Origin of the sequence: Acinetobacter sp. YH12094 (assembly GCF_013419295.1) — a bacterium.
Classification (GTDB): Bacteria; Pseudomonadota; Gammaproteobacteria; order Pseudomonadales; family Moraxellaceae; genus Acinetobacter; species Acinetobacter amyesii.
Window position 1 is genome coordinate 111695 of the sequence record NZ_VPAK01000006.1, and the last position, 26092, is coordinate 137786.

Annotated in this window: 25 protein-coding genes; all 25 read right to left on the minus strand. The window is 36.4% G+C overall.

The window, feature by feature from the left end:
* Window positions 1–2: 2 nt before the first annotated feature.
* The 25 genes from FTU34_RS06730 to FTU34_RS06850 all read right to left on the minus strand — a co-directional run bounded on the left by FTU34_RS06730 (window position 3) and on the right by FTU34_RS06850 (window position 26089).
* Window positions 3–830: a glycosyltransferase gene (locus tag FTU34_RS06730; RefSeq protein WP_180035088.1), complete on the minus strand. Its 828-nt coding sequence runs from the start codon at window positions 828–830 to the stop codon at window positions 3–5.
* A 4-nt stretch (window positions 831–834) separates the two neighbouring features.
* Window positions 835–1869, minus strand: a complete 1035-nt coding sequence (locus FTU34_RS06735) for a glycosyltransferase family 4 protein (RefSeq protein WP_180035087.1) — start codon at window positions 1867–1869, stop codon at window positions 835–837.
* 2 nt (window positions 1870–1871) lie between these two features.
* On the minus strand, window positions 1872–2807 hold the full coding sequence (locus FTU34_RS06740) for a glycosyltransferase family 2 protein (RefSeq protein ID WP_180035086.1): 936 nt from the start codon (window positions 2805–2807) through the stop codon (window positions 1872–1874).
* A 3-nt stretch (window positions 2808–2810) separates the two neighbouring features.
* Complete coding sequence (locus tag FTU34_RS06745) at window positions 2811–3920, minus strand: O-antigen polymerase (RefSeq protein ID WP_180035085.1); 1110 nt, start codon at window positions 3918–3920, stop codon at window positions 2811–2813.
* The gene (locus FTU34_RS06750) at window positions 3910–5007 is read right to left on the minus strand and encodes a glycosyltransferase (protein WP_180035084.1); all 1098 of its coding nucleotides are present in this window, start codon (window positions 5005–5007) and stop codon (window positions 3910–3912) included. The genes FTU34_RS06745 and FTU34_RS06750 overlap by 11 nt, the downstream gene beginning before the upstream one ends.
* A gap of 6 nt (window positions 5008–5013) precedes the next feature.
* On the minus strand, window positions 5014–5853 hold the full coding sequence (locus FTU34_RS06755; protein WP_180035083.1) for a glycosyltransferase: 840 nt from the start codon (window positions 5851–5853) through the stop codon (window positions 5014–5016).
* 17 nt (window positions 5854–5870) lie between these two features.
* Window positions 5871–7307, minus strand: a complete 1437-nt coding sequence (locus FTU34_RS06760; protein WP_180035082.1) for a lipopolysaccharide biosynthesis protein — start codon at window positions 7305–7307, stop codon at window positions 5871–5873.
* A 3-nt stretch (window positions 7308–7310) separates the two neighbouring features.
* On the minus strand, window positions 7311–8204 hold the full coding sequence (locus FTU34_RS06765) for an ornithine cyclodeaminase family protein (protein WP_180035081.1): 894 nt from the start codon (window positions 8202–8204) through the stop codon (window positions 7311–7313).
* Window positions 8201–10009: an aminotransferase class I/II-fold pyridoxal phosphate-dependent enzyme gene (locus FTU34_RS06770; RefSeq protein WP_180035080.1), complete on the minus strand. Its 1809-nt coding sequence runs from the start codon at window positions 10007–10009 to the stop codon at window positions 8201–8203. Before FTU34_RS06770 ends, FTU34_RS06765 begins: the two co-directional genes overlap by 4 nt.
* 9 nt (window positions 10010–10018) lie before the next feature.
* Window positions 10019–11311: a CDP-glycerol glycerophosphotransferase family protein gene (locus FTU34_RS06775; RefSeq protein WP_180035079.1), complete on the minus strand. Its 1293-nt coding sequence runs from the start codon at window positions 11309–11311 to the stop codon at window positions 10019–10021.
* Window positions 11312–11313: 2 nt separating this feature from the next.
* Window positions 11314–12429, minus strand: coding sequence for a DegT/DnrJ/EryC1/StrS aminotransferase family protein (locus FTU34_RS06780; RefSeq protein WP_180035078.1), 1116 nt, complete (start codon window positions 12427–12429; stop codon window positions 11314–11316).
* Window positions 12426–13280, minus strand: a complete 855-nt coding sequence (locus FTU34_RS06785; RefSeq protein WP_180035077.1) for a WxcM-like domain-containing protein — start codon at window positions 13278–13280, stop codon at window positions 12426–12428. Before FTU34_RS06785 ends, FTU34_RS06780 begins: the two co-directional genes overlap by 4 nt.
* Window position 13281: 1 nt before the next feature.
* On the minus strand, window positions 13282–14154 hold the full coding sequence (rfbA, locus tag FTU34_RS06790; protein WP_180035076.1) for a glucose-1-phosphate thymidylyltransferase RfbA: 873 nt from the start codon (window positions 14152–14154) through the stop codon (window positions 13282–13284).
* Window positions 14154–15212, minus strand: a complete 1059-nt coding sequence (rfbB, locus tag FTU34_RS06795; RefSeq protein ID WP_180035075.1) for a dTDP-glucose 4,6-dehydratase — start codon at window positions 15210–15212, stop codon at window positions 14154–14156. The genes rfbA and rfbB overlap by 1 nt, the downstream gene beginning before the upstream one ends.
* Window positions 15213–15329: 117 nt before the next feature.
* The gene (locus FTU34_RS06800) at window positions 15330–17189 is read right to left on the minus strand and encodes a nucleoside-diphosphate sugar epimerase/dehydratase (protein ID WP_180035074.1); all 1860 of its coding nucleotides are present in this window, start codon (window positions 17187–17189) and stop codon (window positions 15330–15332) included.
* A gap of 55 nt (window positions 17190–17244) precedes the next feature.
* The gene (locus FTU34_RS06805; RefSeq protein WP_180035073.1) at window positions 17245–18420 is read right to left on the minus strand and encodes a DegT/DnrJ/EryC1/StrS aminotransferase family protein; all 1176 of its coding nucleotides are present in this window, start codon (window positions 18418–18420) and stop codon (window positions 17245–17247) included.
* 35 nt (window positions 18421–18455) lie between these two features.
* Window positions 18456–19112, minus strand: coding sequence for an acetyltransferase (locus tag FTU34_RS06810; protein ID WP_180035072.1), 657 nt, complete (start codon window positions 19110–19112; stop codon window positions 18456–18458).
* Entirely contained in the window at window positions 19109–19711 is a 603-nt protein-coding gene (locus tag FTU34_RS06815; protein ID WP_180035071.1) for a sugar transferase, read from the minus strand. Before FTU34_RS06815 ends, FTU34_RS06810 begins: the two co-directional genes overlap by 4 nt.
* A 16-nt stretch (window positions 19712–19727) precedes the next feature.
* Complete coding sequence (locus FTU34_RS06820) at window positions 19728–20270, minus strand: serine O-acetyltransferase (protein WP_104498391.1); 543 nt, start codon at window positions 20268–20270, stop codon at window positions 19728–19730.
* Window positions 20264–21430: a glycosyltransferase family 4 protein gene (locus FTU34_RS06825; RefSeq protein ID WP_180035070.1), complete on the minus strand. Its 1167-nt coding sequence runs from the start codon at window positions 21428–21430 to the stop codon at window positions 20264–20266. The genes FTU34_RS06820 and FTU34_RS06825 overlap by 7 nt, the downstream gene beginning before the upstream one ends.
* Window positions 21427–22521 carry a glycosyltransferase gene (locus FTU34_RS06830; protein WP_180035069.1) on the minus strand — a complete coding sequence of 365 codons (1095 nt, stop codon included), beginning with the start codon at window positions 22519–22521 and terminating at the stop codon, window positions 21427–21429. The genes FTU34_RS06825 and FTU34_RS06830 overlap by 4 nt, the downstream gene beginning before the upstream one ends.
* A complete protein-coding gene (locus tag FTU34_RS06835) occupies window positions 22518–23636 on the minus strand; it encodes a glycosyltransferase (RefSeq protein ID WP_180035068.1) in 1119 nt (372 codons plus the stop codon). The genes FTU34_RS06830 and FTU34_RS06835 overlap by 4 nt, the downstream gene beginning before the upstream one ends.
* A 31-nt stretch (window positions 23637–23667) precedes the next feature.
* Window positions 23668–24216, minus strand: a complete 549-nt coding sequence (locus tag FTU34_RS06840; protein ID WP_180035067.1) for a DapH/DapD/GlmU-related protein — start codon at window positions 24214–24216, stop codon at window positions 23668–23670.
* A 107-nt stretch (window positions 24217–24323) separates the two neighbouring features.
* The gene (locus FTU34_RS06845; RefSeq protein ID WP_180035066.1) at window positions 24324–24917 is read right to left on the minus strand and encodes a DapH/DapD/GlmU-related protein; all 594 of its coding nucleotides are present in this window, start codon (window positions 24915–24917) and stop codon (window positions 24324–24326) included.
* Window positions 24917–26089, minus strand: coding sequence for an oligosaccharide flippase family protein (locus tag FTU34_RS06850; RefSeq protein WP_180035065.1), 1173 nt, complete (start codon window positions 26087–26089; stop codon window positions 24917–24919). Before FTU34_RS06850 ends, FTU34_RS06845 begins: the two co-directional genes overlap by 1 nt.
* Window positions 26090–26092 lie beyond the last annotated feature (3 nt).

The window sequence follows — 26092 nt, forward strand, 5'->3', positions numbered from 1 at the left end:
TCTTATTTATGAACTTTTTTTCGTAGAAAAGTATTATAAATTTTACCTAGCAATGAACTAGGTATCAGCCTAAAAGCAGACCTTATTAGGAAGAGAATATTAGCATGTATTGGGTTTTGAATTTTGAGTTCTTTTTTTAAATTTAGTAATTGTTTTTCACTTTTAATATATTCGTAACCTTTACGGCGTGCATGCATACCATTATCAATACGCGCATATACAAGAACATCCTCCAAATTCTGTATTTTATAGCCTTTAGCAATGACTCTAAGGAATAAATTGTAATCTTCCATCCATAAGTGATGTTGATAACCACCCACTTCCATAATTTTAGACTTTCTATAAGATATAGTCATGTTATTAAAGGGGCTTTGCTTTTTTGCATATTGTCTCAAAGCCGGGTTATCTAATGGCACAACCCGCATACCTGATGGGGATGTTATATCATCGACAAATTCGGTAATTTGCCCCCCTAAAATGACTAACTCACTGTCTGCTTCAAAACATTTAATCTGTTTCTCAAAACGATCAGATACACTTATATCATCAGTATCAACTATAGATACAATTTCGTATTGGCAATTTTGAAGACCGATATTTTTTGCTTTCCCAGTACCTACATTATCTTGAAGCTTAATTATTCGTAAAGTTTGTTGTAAACGCGCCGACCATAGCGCAATTGACTCATATAGCTCAGTTGTTAGAGGGCCATCTTCCACCAAAACAATTTCTGTTGGTTTTAAAGTTTGCTGATCCCATATACTTTTCATACAAGCATTAAAATGTTCAGGCTTTTCTTTATAGTAAATAGATATTAAAACCGAGAACATACAATTAACCTTTAAAAATTTGTTCAGACCAAAGATGTAAGATTTTTTCAGGTTGATAATTTTCTGCATTCTTTAAAGAATTCTGTGAAAATTTAACCAAATCCAATGGAGAACTAGCAAGCAAAAGAATACGATCTGCTAGTTGATCAATATTTTGATCCTCAACCAAATAACCATTCACTTTATCTTTAATAATATCACTTGGTCCATTAGGACAATCGTAAGAAACAATAGGCAAACCGAAACTTTGAGCTTCAATTAAAACCATAGGTAAACCTTCATATTTTGATGACATTACAAAAAAGTCGGATGAATCATAAACATCCTGAACATTCGAAGTTACTCCTTTAAGAAAAACATTTGGAAGTTTATTGACTTTAATATAATCGGCCAATAAGACTTTATGTTCACCTTCACCATATATGCATAATTTCCATTCGGGTAATTGGTGAAATATTTTTTCCCATGCTTTCAATAAGTGTAAATAATTTTTTTGATCGGTCAGTCGACCAATTGAAACAATTTGCTTATGGCCAAATTCTTTATTTATTTTTATGGGAAATGGGGAAAAGTTTGGTATAACTGTCACGTTTAAATGAAAATCATCAAAAGTTAACTTGTCTCGTTGTGTCAGAGTCACGACTTGATGAATGTTTTTATATAAGATTTTGCTTAAAAATTGAACCAATTTTGGGCGACTAATAAATGATACGTGCTCCAAAATAACCAATTTATTTATTTTTGGAATTAGAGAACAGAGTAAAGACAACTTACCCATATTATGTACAACTACAGTATCAGGATTATTATTCTTCACTTCTTGAACAAGTGAATTATAAAAGCTTAACTGCGATCCTAATATTTTTCTGACTTTAACTCTACTATCTAGAGGATAAGCTACTTCATCAAAATTTGCATCTCTATTTAGTATAGTCACATCATAGTTTAATTTCTCAACTAGTTTATTAGCCAGAATACATGCAACTCTTTCACTTCCAGAACTCTTTTTTAAAGAACTTATAATAAATAGTATCTTCATAATTACCTTAATGAGTTAAGCTTAAAAAGAAAACGTTTCAATAAATACTGAAATTGAAATCGCGAGGTAACTACTGACAAACTGACATAAAATAGCATTTTAATAGTTTTTTTCTGCGACTTAGCGGAGAAAGCAACTCTCAAATATTCATTAGATTTTTCAAAATCTTTTTGGTATCTTGAAAATTTATGCAAAAATTTATTGACATTTTCGCAACTAAAACTATCAAATCCATTTTTTTTTCTCTCCATAAATAGCTTAACCACATAATTAGACATCAGTCTTTGATTAAAACCAATAGTAGATGTAGTATTTCCATCTCTTATACGAACAGAGTATTCAAAGCTATTTAAGTTAGTAAATTTAAAATTTTCTGTATACATCCTTAGTAAGAAATCATAATCTTCTGCGCCTGGAATTTCCCTATAACCTTCCAATTTTTTATATACTTCTGATTTAGCTAACCAAATATGTAATACAGGAGATGAATATTTAAGATTTTTTGAAATACTTGACTGATCAATAGGCATTTCTAACTTTCCTATTGATACGTCATTTTCATCGATAGTATTTACATGACTGCCAACTAAACTATATTCTGGATTTTCTAAGAGAAATTTTAGTTGCTTTTCCAATCTCTCAGGAGAACTAATATCATCTCCATCCATTCTTGCAATAAAATCTCCAGTAGCAAATTTAAGGCCATAGTTTAAAGTTTTAACAATTTTTGAATTTTTTTCATTCTTTAGCAATAAGATCCTAGAATCAGATTCAGCAATTTTTTTAGCAATTTGATAGGTATTATCTGTTGAACAGTCATCAATAACTATAATTTGTAGGTTTCTATAAGTTTGATTACAAATTGAATTCAATGCTGCAGCAATATACTTTTCAACATTATAAACAGGTATAATAACAGATATTAGATATTTACTCATTTCTTAATCCATATGGTGATTTTTTTCAACATACATACAAGCCAATAATATAAAAAAGAATGGCATGAACGCTGAGAAGAGTGAAAATCCAGCAATGAAGAATGGAATTAATATATACAATATATCTTTGCCTATCATCTTATAGCTTAAACAAATATAAATTATAAAGAATAACATTCCAAAATACCCAAATTCATAAAATAAAGTAATCAACATATTGTGTGCAAAAATACCATCTGAAAAATAAGGGAAGTTTGCCATGCCAATACCAAAAAACTTATTTATTAATGGTAATTCTGCATAATTATCAATTGCAACAGATATTAAATAAAATTTAGAATTAAAACTACCATCTATTTCAACAAAACTTTCTCCAGAAAGATAAATTGAAACCATTTTATAAAATAAATAAATAAAGGCCAACCCAAAAACTATTGCCAAATATAAAATTATTTTTTTGGTATATCTCAATAATATATATGAAAGAAAAAAAGCAAAAATTGCAGCTCTTGAAAACGTAGTTATAAGCAAAAAAATCAAAATTAAAAATCTAATTAAGCCAATATCATAAATCTTGTTAACCTTTAAAAAGACGGAAAACATAATAAATAATAAAATTATTAAGGCTGAGAAATTAGAATCTAAATAGAATAAACCCCATTTAAAATCATAGAACGTCCCAGAACCTCCTGACATTAAAATCCGAACAATTAAATCTAAAAACATAAAAAATATAAGAAAGTTATAAAAAAAACTATAAACCTTCAATCTATCTATTTTTTTTGTAATTAATCCCAATCTTACAGTTTGAGCACCCAATAAAATACAGTAACAATATAAAATTGATGATAACAGGATCAAGTTTTTATCTATTTCAGAAAAACTTATTATACCTATTGAAAAACCAATCATACTTACTATGAAATAAAAAAACATTAGAAGCTGGTACTGATTTATCTTTGAAAAATTAATATAAAAAAGTGACAAAAATAACAACGGAAAACCTACCAAATAAACAGGATTAATTGGCAAACTATTGATACTAAAAACACTACAAAATAAAAATAAAAAAAACGAAGATTTGCTCGTTAATTTTAAATTGTTACTTCCCATAGAAGAGCTCTTTATATAGATTCAACCATTGACAAATATTACTTTCTAACGAAAAATTAGATAATAGCATTTTAAAATTACAATCAATTACCTTTTCAAATTCATTTTTCTCTAAATTTAAAACATCATTAATTTTTTCACTTAAAATAAAATAATCTAATATTGGTACAATATAATTATAATTAGCTGGAAAAATTTCTTTAACACCACCGCAATCGGTCGCCACAACCAGACATTTAGATGCAATAGCCTCAAGAATCACAGTCGGCAAACCCTCGGTATTACTACTTAAAACTAAAACATCGAAGACTGAATAATATGAGCTTGGGTTTTTAATCTCTCCTAAGAAAATGATAAAATCACCTAGTTTTTTTTTATCAACCAATTTCCTGATACTTACTAACTCCGGACCATCACCTATAATCACCAATTTATAATCTAAATTCAGTAACTCAACAGCATTAATTAAATTCGGTAAATTTTTTTCTATTGATATTCTACCAACAAAACCAATAACTTTAGTATGATCGTTAATTTTTAATTCGCTACGTATATTTATTCTATCTTGAGCAGAGTATTTATATTTCTTAATATCAACACCATTGTATATTGTTCTTATTTTATCTGGAGAGACAATATTTTGATTAATATAGCTTTCACAGCTAGCATTACTAACATTCGTCAATAAGTCTGCAATAGGATTCATTAATTTAAATAAATACATTCTCTTATAAAATTTTAATTTAGCTGTATACGTCCCATGATCACTCGCAATTAGTTTATAATTTTTTTTAATATAACTACAAAAGAAGATTAGTAGATGGCTATATAAAGTATGAGAATGTACTAAATCAGGCTTAAAAGAATCTATTATTTTCCTCATTTTTATTATTGACTTAGGAATATCAAATACAGATTGTAATCCCAACGTTTGATAATCAATATTTTCAATATCCACTTCACAATGATCAAATAATGAAACCAATTTCACTTGAATGTTTCGTTTTTTTAATCCATTAATAATGTTTAAAACAACAGTTGTCACACCACCTACCACTAAATCAGGTACAACTAGTATAATTTTCACAATATACTACTTCCCTAATAGTTTAATCTTAATTAATTTCAATAAAACAAGAAAAGAATTAAAATATTGTTTTTTAATTTTATAGTGAGAAAAATTTAAGCGATATAATCTAATTAAAGCAGCCTTATATAACTCATGCTCACGGTAGTCTTCTAGTATTAATTCCATTTGATCTGTCATAATTTTCATATTTTTTGAGAAATTTTCATCATGAAATCTATATTTACATAATATTTCTTTCAAATAGCAGACCTCAACATCATTTTTTTCTGTCATTTTAAGCAACATGTACCAATCTTCAATTTTTATATTTTCATTATATCCACCTATTTCTTTAATCATATTTAGTCGTGCTAATTGTGTTGATGCGGGAAGATCATGTTTATTTAAAATGATTTCTTCAAATGTATAGCATTCTGATTCTTCAACACGCTCTCCAAGTGTTTGGCTATTTTCATCGATGAGTTCTACACCACCAAACACTGCAATGCAATTTTTATTATTTTCAAGATACTGAACTTGCACATGTGTTTTTTTTACACACATCATATCATCTGAAGCAATTGCAGAGTAATACTTACCCCGACACCACTCGATAGCTTCATTCAAAGTTGCACTTAACCCTTTATTAGGTCTGTATCGAAACTCAAATCTAACAAATCTCTGTTTGCAAGCAGGAATCATTTCTTGTATTTTTTCTACTGAACTATCTTTTGAACCATCATCAATAATAATGAGCTCAATATTTTCATAAGTTTGATCTATCACACTTTGAATGCTATCTTGCACAAAACTTTCATGGTTATAGCAAGGGATAACTATAGATACTAATGGATTGACATTCATAATGATATTTTTAACCGTTAAACCCTTACTTTGCTAATAAGTAAATTTACATATTGCATCACAAACTGATCACGCATTATAACAAGCAACAAAGGGTAAAGAAGCAATCCTAGCAAAATCTTGGCAATTAATTCTAACCAAAGTACAACCTCCAACTCTAGCCAACTCACCGCAACATACATAATTGCAGCAGCAACAATGTACTTAACAGCAGCTTTAAGTTGTGACCAACCACCGAAACCAAATAGCTTTCCCGGGAAATAGGCATTAATAAAAAAGGCAATAACTGTAGTACTAACCATAGCCCAAGCCACTGCTTCTATACCATAAGGGACAGATATCAATAAGGCAGCGAGAGTCATAGGGAGTTTAGATAAATCCACCTTTAAAAATAAGTCTGACCGACCTATCGCATTCAATATATTCATATTAATCGCACTGATAGGGGTAATTGCACGCGCAAAACAAAGTATGCTTAGCACAGGAGCTACTGAAAGCCACTCCTCGCCCAAAAACAGCAACACAACCTCATCAGATACCGCCGCCAAACCTACCAATAATGGAAGAGATACCAATAGGGTAATAGATATTAACTGTTTATATATACTAACTAGCCGCTCTCTTTCATCTTTTATAGAGGTTAATATCGGATAAGTAACCCCTTGCAAAGTAGAGGAAAGCATCAAGTATAGGTTATTACTTAGATTATTTGCTTGAGTGAAATAACCCACTTGCGTAGCATTAAAATAACGCCCTATCAATGCAATATAAAGATTGTTCACAAAGGTCGCTACAAATCCTGCTATCATTAAATTTGAACCAAATTTAAATAAACGCTTAAATGACTCAACACTAAATATAAATTGCGGCAACCAACGACAAAACAACCAAATTAACAACGCATTCAATGCTGATTTAATAACCAACATCCATACAAATGCCCAGTAGTCATAGCCTCGCTGTGCTAAGTAAACACCCACTACTGCTGAAAGCAGAGTCGCTATCGTACTAGCAATAGTTTGACTCTTAAAATCTATATTTATTGTTAATTTCGCACGTACTACTACAACTAAAGAATTGATAATTATCACCACAAAGAGGAGCCGTGATATATCGATTAGTTGAGGTGCCTTATAAAAATCTGCTATGAATGGGGCACTAAAATAAAGTAAAATATACATGGCCACACCCCACGCCATGTTTATATAAAACACTGTGCTTTCGTCTTCTGGTGTCACCTGATTACTACGCTGTACGAGAGCAGCAGAAAATCCATTGCTAATAACACTTTCCGCTAACAGCATAAAAATTGTAAGCATACCAATAAGTCCAAAACTTTCTGGACCAATCAGCCGTGCTAGATATATAGTTACAGCTAAATAGCCAAGCTGATTAATCATCTTATCAGCAAGGCTCCAAGCAAAACCCCTAATCGCTTTTTGTTTCAGTAACATAACTTATAACAATCTATCGTAAATCTTTTTAGCACAATAAATGTCATGTAATGCAATACCAATGTTATAAGATAGAATTCTTTCATGATTGTTGGTTCGTCCACTTGCAAGACCTAACAAAACTGAACTTATCTCATCAAAACTTTTGAAATTGTTAAAGTACTTGAAGCCTTCAACATGTGCTTTATCATCCGCAAAAACTTTATCAAAAAATAAATCACAATTTTGAAAGCCACGTGTATGTATAGGCACAACTAAGCAACCTTCTTTAAACCATTCATCTCTTCCCAATTGTTCTTCTGCAACAGTAATTGCAGAAACTATTACATCTGAGTCCCTAATCAAGGCTTCATTGGTATTACATATTTCTATATTTTTTACACCTCTACTTAGTAGTATTTCTTTTGCTCTCTGAGCATGATCTTTATAATTTCTAAGCTTGATTTTTTTAGTAATATTTAAAGGATTAGTTAAAAACATTTCCAAAAAACTCATCCCCGTTTGTCCCAAACCCAAAATAGCGACTGTCTCAAAGTTTTTTTTCGCCAAAGTCTCAACGGCCAAAGCAGCAACTGCTCCTGTTCTCTTTGCTGTTATCCAAGTACCATCCAATAAAGCTAGAGGCTCACCATTAGAATACCTATATAATAAAAGCTCCCCCATAATGGATGGTGTACGTTCAGAATACCTAGAAACAATCTTTACTCCTGCCGCATCAATACTAGGAATAATTGCTGGCATAGTATTATAAAAATTTCTTCCCTGATTAAAAGTCTGACTAATTTTATGAGGTAACATGCTTTCTTCTTTTACCCCAAATGCCTCTTTTACCCATGTCAGAATTTCAAAATCATTAATATTTAAACTTTCTATATCATTTCTTGCAATCACTTTCATTGCATTACCTTCAAAGCGCTAAGTAGCTTATCATTATCTATCTCATCACGTACAGCTATTCTTAAAAACTGTCTGTCCTCAAAACCTCTCTTCCCACTTAAATCCTTAACAAATAACTCACTCTCAAAAAGTAATTTTTGTGCCAACTCAGTAGCTGTATATTTATCTACTACTTCACACAAAAAATAATTCGCCTGTGATGGATATACCTTAAGGAAACTAATATTTTTTATTTCAGACATAAAACGTGAACGCTCAACAACGATCCTCTGACAGGATTTTTTATACTTTGAAGTATACTTGCCAATAATTTGTAAGAAGAACTCACCAAATGAATTAATATTCCAAATACTAGTTTCCCTATCAATCTTACGGATCACTTCTGTGTTACTACTTGCTGTAACACCAAGCCTTGCACCTGGCACACCGTAACTCTTACTAATCGATTTAATTAAAAATAAATTATTGTAATTATTAATGAGATCTGGAGTAAATAAGGATTCTTTAAAACCATCCTCTGCAAAATCTATAAACGACTCATCGAGTATTAAATTTTTACCCTCTTCCTTAAGATAATCCAACAGGCTGATTACGTCGGCTTTAGCGATAAAATTTCCACTAGGATTATCAGGATTTATCAGGATTATATTTTCAACTTCTTTTGCCAGCTCAAATAAGGGATCAATTCCATAGCTAAAATCAGTTGAGTTAACTAACTTTCTAATCACTCGATCATGACCAATAGCATCGATATACTCATAAAAAGTTGGCTCTAAAATACCAAATTTACCTTTAAATACCGTACTTAAAACTTTAATCGTTTCTGCAGCACCGTTTGTCACTACTATTTGACTAGGTTCAATATTAAAGAGTTTACTTGCTAACAAACTTTGTACTGCAGAGCCAGAAGGATACTGACTTATGAGAGGTTGAAAGTAAGCTTTACACTCATTTATAAAAACTTCATCAGGGAAATAGGGATTTACTAAATAACAAAAATCTACAAGCTGTGGATATCTCCAATAGCCACCGTAACGACGTTGTACAAGATCAAGTTTCAACTCTGGTGTTTTAGCAAAGACCACCTCTGCATTATCTTTGTCTTGTACATCATCAATCTCATACCAGCGCTCTGTACTTAATGGATAGGCTTCAAGCTCCTGATTTTCTAACTCTAGTACAACTCGAAGTACTTGTTCATAATACTCATTATTACCTAAAGCAGTGCTATAAGCTTCTAAAAATGGTACATAAGTATGTTCAGAAAATTCTTTTGAAAACTTGTAAATATTGACTGTTTTATAATATCGATTAACTTCTGAAAAATCGAAAAACGCTTTAGGAACAAAACTAGTAATTTTACAGTTTTTGTCTAACTTAACTACAGTACCATCCATCCATGCTTGGTACTTATCTACTACTGCAAGAGATGGTCTTTTATCGGCTGTAAGCCCTTCAAGAATAGCGACATCATAGATTAAATCACTCTCAAGTAATAAAGTATCATCAGCCTTTAAATATTCTCTTGCTAAATATAAAGAATAAATATTATTAGTAGTTTCATAAATCGGATTATCTATATATGTAATAGAGATACCAAATTTTTTATTACCAAGATAAGCTATTAAATTATCTTTTTGGTATCCTACAACCAGTACAACTTTTGTGATACCTATAGCCGCAAGGTTTTTTAAACTTAAATCAATAAGCTTTTCTCCATTGACTTCTAGCATACACTTTGTATTTTCTTTCGTGTAATTACCAAGTCTAGAGCCTTTACCTGCTGCCAAAATAATAGCTTGCATTATATTTACCTATTGCTTCAATATTTTCAAAATTCGAGTAGAAGTATCTATTTTATAACCTAAACTTCTATCATAATCATCAATCAGGACACATCTTTTATGCTGATTTACATCTGTATCATTTAGCATTTGAACTATAAAGTTTTCAATTTCCTTATTGCCTAATGCCTGACTACTTACACTTAAGCACTTATGCCCAAAACTACTAAAGTAATTTAAACTATCTTTTTTCAATAAATATAGAATAGGCTTATCCACAAAAAGATATTCACCTAAGAATGAAGAAGAGTCTAGAATCATAGCATCTGAATTTTTGAATAGATCTATGTACTCACCTTCATCAACTTGACTACTTTCAAACTCTATCCAGAAACCATAATAATCTTCAGTTCTTTGCTTTCCCCAATCAGGATGTATTAATAACTTTTCTTTTAATAATGGATGTGGTTTAAAAGACCAATAGATATCGTCTTTATATTTAAGTGCAATTTCTTTTATAAAAAAAGCATTTTCTAAAAAAGTACTAATAGAGAATATTTTATTATCCTCTATTGTATGATGTGGAGCATATATTATTTTTATTTTTTGCTTCGCATTCTTCCAAGTTGATTGATCAAATCTTGTTCCTCTTAATTGCTCAACTAAACAATCCCCTACTAACTCTATGCCAACACGACCTCTCTGGGAAATATTTTTATAATTTTCGACCATTTCAACAGTTTGGACAAAAATTTTCCAAATCGCATTATGAAATACCTGATTAAATTGGGCCTGATAATTTTCATATTTTGAAATAGGCATCCCATAACCAGCATAACAACTCAAATAATTCAAATACGCATCTTCATAATATTCTTTGCGTGTTAAATTATGTGGATTGGTAAAGAACACTATATCAGGCTGTATTTCTTCAAGTGTGATCCAACGTTGTTCTTCTGCATGATAAGAAGAAAGCAGCGGGTAACCTTTTTCTTTAAAATATTCATAACATTCTTGCATATCCTGCTTCATACGTTCTTCCCCATAAACTGTATAAGGACATACAAGTATTACAGGTTCAAAGAAAGGATCGTTCAGCATTTTCTGAAACACTGGATCGACTTTCCAAACGCTCTTATGAATAGCTAGAAAAACTACTTTTATTTTCTCTTTACCTTTTATTTGGTGCAAAAGCTCTTGATGCTTTCTCTGCATATGCAAGAACAACTTTCTCTTTTTTGGATTATCCACTAACGTCATCTTAAACGGACGTAACCAATCTTTAAACGTTGTAGGCAATAGCTTCTTTAAAAAATCTAGCATGCTTACCCCTCAAAAGAATTAATAGCTGCTACCACCAATTTGACTTGTTCAGTCTGCATTACAGGACTAATAGGCAAACTTAGCACCTCTTGATGCATGACTTCAGCCAATGGATAGCTTTGATCATTCCATTCCTTATATGCTTGCTGCTTATGCGGTGGTATCGGGTAATGAATGAGCGTTTGTATACCCTGCTTGTTTAAATGTTTTTGTAGTGCTTCACGCTGATTGGTGCGAATTACAAATAAATGCCAAACATGCTGCTCATAGGATTCAGCATTAATTCCATTCCATGGGAGTTGAATTAAAGGATTTTTGATTCCATTCAAATATAAACTCGCAATATGACGTCTATGCTGAGTTTCTTGATCCAAGTATTTGAGCTTAACATCTAACATCGCCGCTTGAATTTCATCTAATCGACTATTCACACCCGGAACTAAATTTTTATACTTTTCATGCGAGCCATAGTTACGTAATGCTTTTAACATGGTCGCTAATTCTGCATCATTAGTTGTAACTGCACCCGCATCACCCAATGCACCTAAATTTTTTCCAGGATAAAAACTAAAACCTGAAGCATCGCCCCAGTTTCCTGCTTTTTTTCCTTGTATTTGTGCCCCGTGGCTTTGTGCAGAGTCTTCTAAAACCAATAAATTGTGTTGTTTAGCAATTTGCATAATTTCTGGCATTGCAGCCAATTGACCATATAAATGGACAGGTAAAATCACTTTGGTTTTAGCCGTTATTGCTTCTTTTATTTTTATAAGATCAATATTGTAGGTAGAAATGTTTGGCTCAACTAAAACTGGCGTCAAGTTATTTGCTGTAATGGCAAGAATGCTAGCAATATACGTATTCGATGGAACAATTACTTCATCTCCATCTTTAAGTTTGCCTAACTCTTTCCATGCACGTAGTGTCAGAATCAATGCATCTAAGCCGTTTGCAACACCAATAGCGAACTGTGTACCACAATATTCAGCAAAGTTTTTTTCAAAACTCTCTAGCTCTTTACCACCAATATACCAACCTGAATCAATAACACGATTACAAGCCTCTACAAGTTCAGCACGATATTGCTGATTAATACTTTTTAAATCAAGAAAAGGGATCATTCTATATAACCTTTTATAAATGCTGGATTACCAATGACTATTGCATTTTCTGGCACATCTTTAGTCACCACTGCACCAGCACCAATCAGTGCATTTTGACCAATACGAATTCCAGGCAAAATGGTGGCATTGGCCCCAATACTTGCTCCCATTTCAACAATCGTTTGAGGAAATTCTTCTGGATACTGTTTTGAGCGGGGCTTTTTGTCATTGGTAAAAGCCACACATGGCCCAATAAAGACATTATCTTCTAAGGTGATTCCATCCCATACATAGACACCTGATTTTATGGTGACATTATTGCCAATGATGACATCATTTTCAATGAGGGTATGCGCACAAATATTACAATTCTCACCAATCATTGCATTCTGTAAAACGACACTAAATTGCCAAATTTTGGTTTTCTGACCAATTTTTTGGGATTTCACATCTGCCAAAGGATGAATAAACGGCTTATGTACTTCTTTTAAAAATTCTTGATAATCACGAATATAATCAGATTCAGTAAAATGCTCACTTGCCAAAACAAGTAGAACACAGTCTTCCGAAAAATCATGCATTTCCCGCCAAATCAAACCTTCAATAAGTAAGCCCTGAGCAGGCGAATCTAATACAATTTCTTCCTTTTCATGACCATCATCTAAAATAAAGCGACAACTCCCTTTCAAACAAATAGCCACTTGTTTTAAATTAAGATGTGCGTGAAAACCACGAGGCTTATCTACTGTATTAAAAATATAATATAAACGCTTAACATCAAAGGGAATGGACTGATTGGACTCAATAGCCACTAACCCACCACGGTCATCAGCAAAACTCGGCAAGTCAATTAATTTTACAAGACCCATTTTATTCAGTTACCAAAGAAATCAAATATTGACCATAGTCATTCTTACTCATGCTTTGCCCAATTTTTAACACTTGCTCTTTACTCAACCAACCTTGATTAAAAGCAATTTCTTCCAGACATGCTACTTTATAGCCTTGACGCTTTTCTAAGGTTTCTACAAATTGTGCTGCTTCAAGTAAACTTGCATGTGTACCTGTATCGAGCCATGCAAAGCCTCGGCCCAATAGCTCAACATTTAAATCACCACGCTCCAAATACATTTGGTTCACTGTCGTGATTTCTAATTCGCCACGGTCAGAAGGTTTAACTTCTTTTGCAATTTGAATCACATCATTGTCATAAAAATACAAACCTGTCACTGCAAAATTTGATTTTGGTTGCTTAGGTTTTTCTTCTAATGAAATTGCGCGTTTATGCTCATCAAACTCAACCACACCAAAACGCTCAGGGTCTTTTACTTGATAGCCAAAAACTGTAGCGCCTTTTTGGCGAGCTACGGCCTGCTTAAGCATTGGTGTAAAGCCCTGACCATAGAAAATATTATCGCCAAGTACCAAGCACACATTACTATCACCAATAAACTCTTCGCCGATAATAAACGCCTGTGCTAAACCATCAGGACTTGGCTGAATAGCATACTGCAAACGAACACCAAACTGAGAACCATCACCAAGCAGGCGTTCAAAGCTCTCTTTATCCTCAGGTGTCGTAATAATCAGAATATCCTGAATTCCTGCCAACATAAGTACAGAAATTGGATAGTAAATCATTGGCTTGTCGTAAATTGGGAGTAGTTGTTTGGATACACCCTTTGTAATTGGGTATAAACGTGTACCCGATCCACCTGCAAGAATAATACCTTTTGTATTCATTATGCATTCACACCTAATCTTTCACGTTGGTAACTGCCATCTTGAACACGACGACACCACTCTAAATTATTCAAATACCATTCAACTGTTTTTCGAATACCTGTATCAAACGTTTCTTCAGGCTTCCAACCTAGCTCATTGCCGATTTTAGTTGCATCAATCGCATAACGTAAATCATGCCCTGGACGATCTTTCACAAAAGTAATTAAACTTTCATAAGGCTCTGCATTCGTTTGAGGTCTCAACTCATCTAAAATCTTACAAATTGTTTTCACGACTTCGATATTTTGTTTTTCATTGTGTCCACCAATGTTATACGTCTCTCCCACAATGCCTTCAGTCACCACTTTATATAATGCTCTAGCGTGGTCTTCTACATATAACCAATCGCGAATTTGATCACCTTTACCATAAATTGGAAGAGCCTTACCCTCTAAAGCATTCAAAATCACTAATGGAATCAATTTTTCAGGGAAATGATAAGGACCATAATTATTTGAACAATTGGTAATCATTGTTGGTAGTCCATAAGTTCGATGCCAAGCTCGAACTAAATGATCTGAACTGGCCTTACTTGCCGAATATGGAGAACTCGGAGCATAGGGTGTTGTCTCTAGGAACAAGTCATCTGTACCTTCTAAGTCACCATAAACCTCATCTGTTGAAATATGGTGAAAACGAAATGCTTGTTTTCTATTTTGATTTAAACCGTTCCAATAATGACGGGTAGCTTCCAACAATTGATATGTACCAATAATATTGGTTTCAATAAACGCAGCCGAACCTGTAATTGAGCGATCTACATGGGACTCTGCTGCCAAATGCATCACAGCATCTGGTTGAAAACTTTCAAAGATTTGATCTAATGCAATACGATCGCAAATATCAGTTTGTGAAAACTGATAACGTTCACTGTCAGAAATAAGTTCTAAAGACTCTAAATTGCCAGCATAGGTCAACTTATCAACATTTAAAACTTCATTATTAGTATGATTAATAATATGGCGAATCACGGCTGAACCAATAAAACCAGCGCCGCCTGTAACTAAAATTTTCATAAATATCCTAAATTTTAAAATTCACTGTATTAAGGTATAGCTTTAATATTGTTATCCTTAATTATATCATCCAGTTAAATTAAATTTAACTTTAATACTACTATTAAAATATTAAAATTACTTATCTATAGATACTGAACAATAACCATCCACATATTTTTTTAGTATCGTAAATAATTCATTTAAATCATCACGATGCTTGTAATTTTTAAGCTGTATAAATATTTCAGAAACCTCTAAATATCCATAATATTTTTCATAAGACTTTAATATCCGCTCATGCTCTGTTTTTTCAACATTTTCAGCATCAATTAACAACTCTTCATATAACTTTTCACCTGGACGTAAACCTGTAAATTGTATTTCAATATCACCTATACCATTTTCATCTATAGCTCGAAAACCACTCAAACGAATCATTTGTTTAGCTAAGTCTATTATTTTAACTGGCTCGCCCATATCAAGCAGAAATACATCACCACCTGTCCCCATCGCACCTGCCTGAATCACGAGCTGAGCTGCTTCAGGAATGGTCATAAAATAACGCGTGACTTCTGGGTGCGTTACTGTAACAGGCCCGCCTTGAGCAATCTGCTTTTTAAACAAAGGGACGACAGAACCTGACGAACCGAGTACATTACCAAAGCGCACAATACTAATTTGCGTTTTTGGATTCGTCGACGCTAGGCCCTGACAATACAATTCTGCCATGCGTTTAGACGCGCCCATCACATTGGTTGGACGTACCGCTTTATCTGTTGAAATTAAAACAAAAGTTTCAACATTTTGGTTTACCGCTGCATCTACACTACGCTGTGTACCAATGGAGGTATTATAAATACCTTCAAATGGGTTTGCTTCAACAAGTGGTACATGTTTATAAGCTGCGGCATGATAAACTGTTTGCACTTTGTACTCTTGAATAATACGTTCTAATTTTTGCTGATTGGTGACAGAACCCAGCACTGGAATAATTTGTATATCAGAAGCCTGCAATTCACGGTCCATTGAATACAAAGCAAATTCAGACATTTCAAACAGCACTAGCATTTTCGGCTGATGCTTCACAATCTGACGACAAAGCTCAGAACCAATCGAACCGCCCGCCCCTGTCACCATGACCACTTTATTTTTAATATTTTTTTCTAACAGTTCAGGTTTCGGCGGTACAGGATCACGCCCCAATAGGTCAATAATATCCACTTCACGGATATCTGAAACTTGGACTTGACCATCGACCAGTTGGGTTACCCCTGGCAGTTCCATAATTTTGACATCTGCCGTATCAAAAGACTCAATAATCTCTTTTTTCCGTGCACGACCAACGGAAGGCATGGCAAGTAAAACTTCTTCAATGCCAAATTTTCCAAGTTTTGCTTGCGCTTTTTTGGGTGAATAAATTTTTAAACCACTCAGTGACTGACCTTGTAAGGAGCGCTTATCGTCAATAAAACACACGGGCAAATAATCATCTGAGCGGTTTAAAGCTGCTGCAATTTGTTGTCCTGCCAGCCCTGCGCCATAAATTGCCACACGTTTACGGCTTTGCTTTTTGGCAAAAGTTTTAAGAGTAGCGTAGCGAATGACTGCACGGCTCCACCACATGTATGAAAACAGCATAAAGCCATACATGAGCGGAATACTCATGGGAATAAATGCGACATTGAGTTTTTTAATCGTGTACAGCGCCACGATTTGAATAAATGTTCCAACTAAAATTCGCAGCAAATAATCTTCATTAAATGAACGCACAATTGCACGGTAAATACCGAGCAATGCAAAAATCAGAATGCCAACTACACCGACATAAATATACCAAGCATCCAGTCCTTGCATGACCTGAACATTAGGACGTGCCAAACGTATGGCATATGCCAGCCACATCATTAACGGTAAAACACAGATATCCATCAGCACCAAAACGATTTGTTTTTGGCGACGCGGTAATGATGCTATAGAACGGATAATGTCTTTCACAAGATGCTCAAATGGGGTCAATAAAGCGGATGAGAACGAATATTATACGCGCTTTTCAGGTTAAGATTTTTGCGATCACTGCTTGAATCGCATCCACGGTTTTTTGCAGGCTATGCTCAGACAATGTTGGGTGTACAAGGAACATTAAACTTGTTGTACCGAGCTGTTTAGCTTGCGGTAAAGACTGCGCAGGACGCCAAGGCGTACCATCAAATGCTTTTTCTAAATACACTTCTGAACACGAGCCGCTAAAACAAGGCACATTCAATGCATTGATTTCTGCCATGATTCGATCACGCGACCAGCCGTTGGGTAATGCATCGACATTGACGTGAACATAGCATTTATAGGCTGCATGCACATATTCAACAGATGGTTTTGCTACAGTAAAATACGGACTATTATCAAACGCCGCTTGGATACGCACCATATTGGCATTACGTTTTGCAGTCCATTCTGGCATTTGTTTGAGCTGTAAACGGCCAATCACCGCCTGCATTTCCATCATGCGCCAGTTGGTGCCAAATGAGTCATGCAGCCAGCGGAAGCCCGGTGGATGTTGCTTGTTATACACGCTATCAAAGTTTTTACCGTGATCTTTATATGACCACATTTTTTTCCACAGACTTTCGTCATTGGTAGTGACCATGCCACCTTCACCGCCCGTGGTCATGATTTTGTCTTGGCAGAAAGACCATGCGCCTATATGACCGATGGAACCAGCTGATTTTCCTTTGTACATTGCACCATGCGCTTGGGCACAATCCTCAATCACAAAAAAGCCTTTTTCCTCAGCCAACCGCATGATCGGATCCATATCACACATCCAACCCGCCAAATGCACACAAATAATGGCTTTGGTATTCGGTGTAATCACCGCTTCAATAGTACGGCGTGAGATATTTTGTGAATCCAGTTCAACGTCAGCAAAAATCGGATTGGCACCCGCAGTCACAATTGAGCTTGCTGAAGCTAAGAAAGTCCGTGAGGTGACAATCACGTCATCACCTGCACCAATACCCAAAGCTTTGAGGGCTAAATCAAGTGCCACAGTACCATTGGCAACGGCAACCGCATGCTTGGTTCCTGCAAACTGTGCAAATTCCTTTTCGAATTCACGGCATTCCTGACCTGTCCAATAATTCACTTTATTGGATAATAGGACTTTTGACACCGCATCGGCTTCTGCTTGGGTAAAGCTTGGCCAAGGCTCAAATGCACTGTTTAACATGGAATTTTCCCAGTCTAAAAATCGAGTTTAAAAATCTATTTTGTAGTCACAATTCGGGCAGGATTACCCACCACGGTGACGCCTGCGGGTACACTTTTGGTCACGACAGCACCCATACCCACAATCGCACCCGCACCAATCACTAAAGGCTGATCAGGTGTGCCCTGCTTAATCATCGCACCCGCGCCAATATAGGCATGCGCATGTATATGAATATTGCCGTTGCATTTTACGCCTGGCGCGAAAGTAACGAAATCCCCAATCACACAATCATGCTCGACATAGCTATATAAATTGGCGTGGAAGCATTTTCCGATTTTAATATTGGAGGTAATGGTGACAAATGGACTGAGTGCTGAACCTTCTGCAATTTGTACTTCATCCATGAAAATGACGTTGTCAGCACAGATTGACCAAAGCTGAATACCGTCCGCTTCTAAACGGTTGGCAATCTTTTCTCGTACACGACTATTGGCAATCGCAATTTGCACGTATTTTGTCGATGCTGATTCATTTAAAAAGGCTGAATAATTCATAGCACGATGACCATTCACCGAACCGATTTCTATTAAAGCATCATCAATAAAGACAATTTCAGATTGATCTTGTTCACGCGCCAATTGCTGACGTGCGACGGGCATCAAACTACGCCCACAACCTGATGCCCCATAAATTGCATAAAGTGTTGTCATTTTTTTTCCGGTGTGCCGGTAAATTTACTCATGGTTGCCTCGCCTTCGGCGCTGATATCGTCTTTGGCAAGCACTTTTTTTATTGTTTTCAGCATGATTTTAAAGTCGAGCCACAGTGATTGGTTTTCCACATACCATGTATCGAGTTCGAATTTCTTTTCCCATGAAATGGCATTGCGACCATTCACTTGTGCATAACCCGTGATGCCCGGACGCACGTTATGGCGTTTGGCTTGTTCCTGATTATATAAAGGTAAATATTCCATCAGCAGTGGTCGTGGACCCACAATACTCATGTCACCTTTAATCACGTTCCACAATTCAGGCATTTCATCCAAACTTGTGGCACGAAGCATTTTGCCAAATGGGGTGAGGCGTTCGCTGTCGGGTAATGGGTTGCCCTCAGCATCCAGCGTATCTTTCATGGTACGGAACTTGATCATTTCAAACGGTTTACCATGTAAACCCGGACGCACCTGACGAAATAGCACCGGCGAACCTAAATTCTTTTTCACCTTATGTGCCACGATCAAATACACAGGTGACAGCAAAATTAAAGCCGTGGAAGCAATGGTGATATCAATAATACGTTTTAACATTGAATTCCTCTGCCCCTTAGTCAAGATCTGTCCAACGTCTATTTACAGATTGACCTGCATTATTCATGTGAATGACTTTGGCATAATTTCCTACAGCCGTGGCATTTTCAGGAATATCTTTCGTCACCACACTACCCGCGCCAATCGTTGAATTATCACCAATCGTAATTGATTCCACGATACAGACATGAGGTCCAATATAAACATTATTACCTATTTTGGCTGCACGACGACCACCATTGGCGCCAATCGTTGTGAATTGAGATAAATTGACGTTATGCCCAAGCTCTGCTGTGGGATTAATGACTAAAGGTCCACCATGTCCAATATATAAGCCATAGCCAATTTTAGTCGTGGTATGAATATCGATCCCATATTGCTTTCTTTTATAATAATAAATGGGATAAGCAAGTTTTGCTAAAAACGTTTTTGAACTGGCAATACGTAACCAAAATGAAAAATTAAAGCCGCGATTAAATAGGTAGTTTTTAATAAACAATTTAAAACTGACTTTTCCCGTATAACGATATAAATCGCTTTTGATGTATTTAATCAACATGCGCCAGACTCTAAATTGATATCGATGATTCCCATTTCAGCAAGCATATGTTTATTCACCTGATGCACATCATATTTATTGAGAGCAATTTCACGTGAACGTTGTCCCATAAACTCAATGAGTTTTGGATCTTCAATAAAATATTGCATGCTCTGTGCCAAATCATCGACTGATTTTACCTCGACCAAATAGCCATTTACACCATGCGATACGGTTTCACGACAGCCCGGTGCATCAGTGGTAATGATCGCACGTCCCATTGCCATGGCTTCTAACACCGTGCGAGGTGTACCTTCACGATAAGAGGGCAACACATAGACCGAACTTTGTGCAATTGCAGGACGGACATCACTGAGTTTACCCCAATATTTGAGGCGACCATCAGCAATCCAACTATCGAGTTCAGCTTGTGCTATCGCAGAAGGGTTATCGTCAATCCAACCGACCAAATGAAATTCTGCTTCAGGATATTGGGCTTTGATAATGCGTGCCGATTCCGCATATTCACGTACACCTTTATCACCGAGCAATCGTGCAATCAGCAAGAATGATGCTTTAACCTGCCCCTGCTGATTTTTCGGCAAGGGCATGACATCAAAATCTTGTACATTCACGCCTGAACCATTCACCACCACAGCCGGTTTATCAGCTTCAAGTAAATGCATATCTTGGAACAGTTTTAAATCATCCGGATTTTGGAAAAAGACTTTGTCACTATGTTTTAAGGCTTGGGCATATAAACCATGTACCATTTTTTGGAACAGACTGTGCTTGCCCGACTCCACATTTTGAAAGGCATAACCTAGACCGGTAATTAAAGCAAAACGATGTGGCACTTTGGCAAGCCATGATGCGAGTGTGCCGTAAATCACCGGTTTAATGGTATAGGACAGCACATAATCGGGCTGAATATGACGAATCTGCTGATACAGGTTTTTAAGCAGTTTTAAGTCCGCCAATGGATTGGTACCCGTGCGTTGCATCGGAATTTCATGCAAGTGATAGCCGAGTGCTTGCAGTTTTTGCTGTTCTTCAGGAAAGTCTGCAAACTCAGGTGCCATGATGTGAATTTCATAGCCGTGGGCAGCAATAGCTTCTAATAATTTGCCACGAAAATTCAGTACCGACGGCAAAAAACTACTGATCATTAAAAATTTCATGCCTGTTGGCTCCACACCTGCATATATTGACGGCTGACGGTTGCAATACTGAAATTCTGCTCGACCCGTTCACGCGTTGCTTGTTTTAAGGCTTGTTTTTCTGCTTCAGTTTTTTGTGCATATTGTAAAATCGCATCTGCCAACGCTTGGGCATTGCGTGGCGGAACAATACTGCCTAAATCCTGCACAATGTATTTGGCATCACCGACATCGGTACTGATACACGGCAAACCTGATGCCATCGCTTCGACCAAGACATTTGGGAAACCTTCAGTAATTGAGGTCATCAAGAATGCATCAATCGATTGATAAAAGGCAGGCATATCGGAGATTTGATCAAGCAGATGAACCTTTTTAGCATCTAACTGATATTGTTCAAATAAGGCTTTAACGTCTGGATTGTCTAATCTTGCGCCACCACCCGCAATTTTAAAGATGATGTTTTCATCTTTCAGCAAGCCCATAGTTTCAAACAAGTACGGATAACCTTTGGCATGTCGATAATTACCAGCAAACCCAATCACCGTTGGCTGATTGAGCTGTAAATTCGGCTGAAATTTATCAAGAAATACGCCATTTGCAATCACATGCTGTTGAGCATTTTTAAAACCAAAACCAGTATGTTGCTGTTTCGATGAATGCGCACAGTAAATAATAGCACTAGGTTGCTGTGACAGTATTTTGCTTATGCCCAAGGCAATCTTGGTGCTGATTGATTCATCTTTAGGAGAAGCAAGAGAATGATGAATACCCCATACGACCTTTGGTTTTTTCGCTAAACTAATAACACTGAGACTGGTCAATGCATTGGCATGGTACATCCAGCATTGCACCGTTGCGGGCTGTAGCTTTTTGAGTAATGCGCGCAGCTGACTCACCGTACTCAGCGTATTTAAACCATTCCAACCGAGCGCATAATGCGACTGACAACGCTCTAAAGTACTTTGATATACCTTGGAAGTTTTCATCAGTGCAATGATCACGTGCTGATAGTCATGTTCAGTTTGCTGAATTAAGCGTGCCAACATCATTTCGGCACCACCCACGCCTGCAAAGTTGGTAATCACATGCACCATTAACGGTTTATTCATGATGCTGACTCCATCATGCGCAAATACTGCTTCAATACGGTTTGTTTATGGAACTGCTGAATATGCGCGTTAAAGTCACGATCTGAATAGTGTACATAATCCGCAAAAATTGCTTTTTGCATCGCTTGAGTCAAACCTGCTTGATCATTACATTCGACCAATAAGCCAAATTTGGCGTGGTCTAAAATTTCACGTGGACCACTTGGGCAATCGGTACTGACCACTTTGACTTTCGATGCCAATGCCTGAATCAGCACCCCTGGCAAACCTTCCCAATTGGAACTTAAAACAAACAAAGATGCATATTTAAAATAGGCATAGGGATTGGCATCAAAACCAGGTAAATCCACCACATCGTTTAAACCCAATTCAGCCACCAAGGCTTCAAACTCAGCACGTAACTCGCCTTCACCTAAAATAATCAGACGTGTATCTGCATACTGATCGTGTAAGGCTTTAAATGAACGAATCAGAAAGCCAAAGTTCTTGGCTTCAGTCAAACGCCCGACGGCTAAAATCACCTTGTTGCTGTCATTAAAAAAATGATGTGTCACAGGTGCTTTGAGCTTTTCGAAATAGGCATCATCGAGTACGGGATTATAAATGGTGCTCAAATTTTTATTCTTATAGCCGTAATATTCACGAAAATCGGCTTCGACACCTTTAGAGACACAGACCACTTGCTGTGCCATCGGATACGTCCAATTCACCAAGGTTTTCAATACAAATTTGGCGACGCCCTGCAACTTGATATTTTTCGACGGCGTCGACACTTCACGGAAGATCAAACGCGTGTTAACACCTGCTAGTTTTTTGGCAATGCCTGCCACAATATTGGTATGGGTTTGGGTGGCGACTAAGCAATCATATCGTTCGGTTTTCATTTTAATTTTTAAGGGAGTGATGCTATTCATCACCCGACCACAATTGAAATTCACCAACTCAATTTTAGGACTGACTTCTGGCAACAATTTGGCTTTTTCACCATTTAGATCACACACGCCCAAATGGATCTTCAGGCCTTGTTCAGCAAAACTATTGGCGAGTTGAATGACTGTACGCTCTGCACCGCCACCACCTAAGCTTGGCAAAAAGAACATGACTTTATTCAACATAATCAGACCTAAAATTTAAAATGGGAGAATATTAATGCGGAGTTTTTGAGGCTTGAATCACCATGGCACGTTCCACACGGGCACGGTAATCGGTGATGCCAATCAAGTCGCTATCACTGGCACAGGTATTTTGAATTTTGGCTTGATAATCGGCAAAGTTTGAGACTACTTTGGCAGGCACACCAATTACTACGGCGTTATCGGGAATATCTTTGGTCACCACCGAACCTGCGCCGATCACCACGTTGGAGCCAATGCTCACGCCCGGCATAATAATGCTATTTACACCAATAAACACGTGTGAGCCGACCTGAATCGGGGCAAAGCGTTGGTAACGCTTGCCTTGCTCATCATGTACCAAACATGTACTGCCATCATGGGTAATAAACTTCACGCCTGAAGTGACCGTGACATGATCACCGATGGAGACTAAAAACGGTTCTGAGCCCCAATTTTTAATATAAATTCGGCAGTTTTCACCCACTTTGACCCCTTTTTTACGTGCATATGCCACACTGCCTTTGGCCATAAAATAAGCCAAATCAAACAGCTGTCGAAAAGCAGAAACAATAAATGCCATATACATGACCTATGTCAGGTTCTAAAAAGGAGGAAAAATCGCTGAATATTTTACGCTGAAAATTCGCTTTAGGATATGAATGCCAAAGTCAGCATGATGACCTGATTTTATAGGTCTTTAATTTTTTTCACAGGACTCCCAATATAGACCCCCGCATCATCAAGCGGTTTAGACACCAAGCTACACGCACCAATCACGCTATTGCTTGGAATGGTGACACCATCCAAAACCGTCACTCGTGCACCGAGCCAAATATTTTCACCAAGGCTTACACCGAGTTTGGTAATCGCATCTTTCACCAAAAGATCAGGCTCACCAAACTTATGATTACTGGCAATGATGATGCTTTGCGTGCCAATACGGGTGTTATCGCCAATGCTCACACCGCCACAACCATTGATAAATGACTTCGAGTTAATGCTGACGTCTTTGCCAATCGAAACCTTGCCACCAAAGCATTTGATGTAACAACTTTCACCTATAAAACTGTTATCTGCGATTTCTAAGCTTGCACCTTGCTCGACAATTAAACTGACATGATCGCCAATATAAACATTCTGACCAATCTTCACTTGTCCACTAATTTCGACCGTACAGGCTTTGCCGAAATAACGAAATTTGGTGCCAAAAGCCAGGTTATAAAATTGCTGACGGCATTGTGCAGTGAACCAATTCATCAGTTTTAACAGTTTAAAAAACATCAGCTTTTGTTTCTCCACACCACATATAAAATGGCAAAGTTATAAATGATCAGCGCCACAGGCACCGCCAAGAGCATATAAATTTTATCGGCACATAAAACATATAAGCCTGCAAATAAAGCAAACTTAATCATGAGCTCTACGATTTGCAGTTTAAATAATACTTGGCTATTGCGCTTGGCAATTAAATAAGCCGAGCTTGGCGGATTACAGAAAATCGCCCAATAGCCCAACGCTAAAATTTGGAAATAAGTTGAGATGCCAACCCATTCAGAACCGAAAATCCAAAGATATACCGATTCAGGCAAGATAAAGAAAATTGCAAAAAGAGGCAGTGACATCAAACTTAAAAGCACACTTGCCTTTAACGCATTTTTATTTGAATCCGTGCTTTTAAACTTACGGATAAAAAACTGGCGTAAAGTCTGCGAAATCAAATTGATTGGGACACGTAAAGTCCGCTCGACAATGGCATAAAAACCCATCGCCTGCACACCGACAAAATGCGACACCACATAGTAAGGCAAATTATGCGAAAAACTATTCAGCAAGGCATGAGGTGTATTGGCATAAATAAAATCTTTGTAATGTTTAAATGCTTGCCAACTCACTTGATACAGTTGATTCTTTAGTAAATAAATCAGCACCGCCACGATCATCAGGATCGAACTGACATTGTAGCTATTCACCAAACTGATCTGTATAAACAGTGGCAAACTCAGTTGCACTACAACCACAATCGCACTTCTAAAAACATTTAGACCTGCACAAAAATATTCTTTGTGCGCTGAAAATTTGTAATTGTATAAGCTTTGAATGAGGGTATTAGCGAGCACACCTGTAGCAACTGCACCTGCCATTTCAACATTTAAAATCAAGCTGATGACAATGCCACTCATCACAGCGATTGCTGTTGAGAATACAGCCCCTTCAAAAATCAGGCTTTTTTTATCTTGTTCTTCGGCAACTAATAGCGCTTGATCCAAACGCAAATTGGCTACTGTGGAAAGTACACTGACGATGGCTAAGGCGATACCGTAAGCACCAAAGTCTGCCACAGAATATAGACGTGTTAAAACAGGAAGTGCGATAAATGTCATTATCGCACCTGCCAGTAAACTGAGTGTAATCAGTCCAATAGACTGATATTTTGCGAAGAGTTTCGCAATCATTGG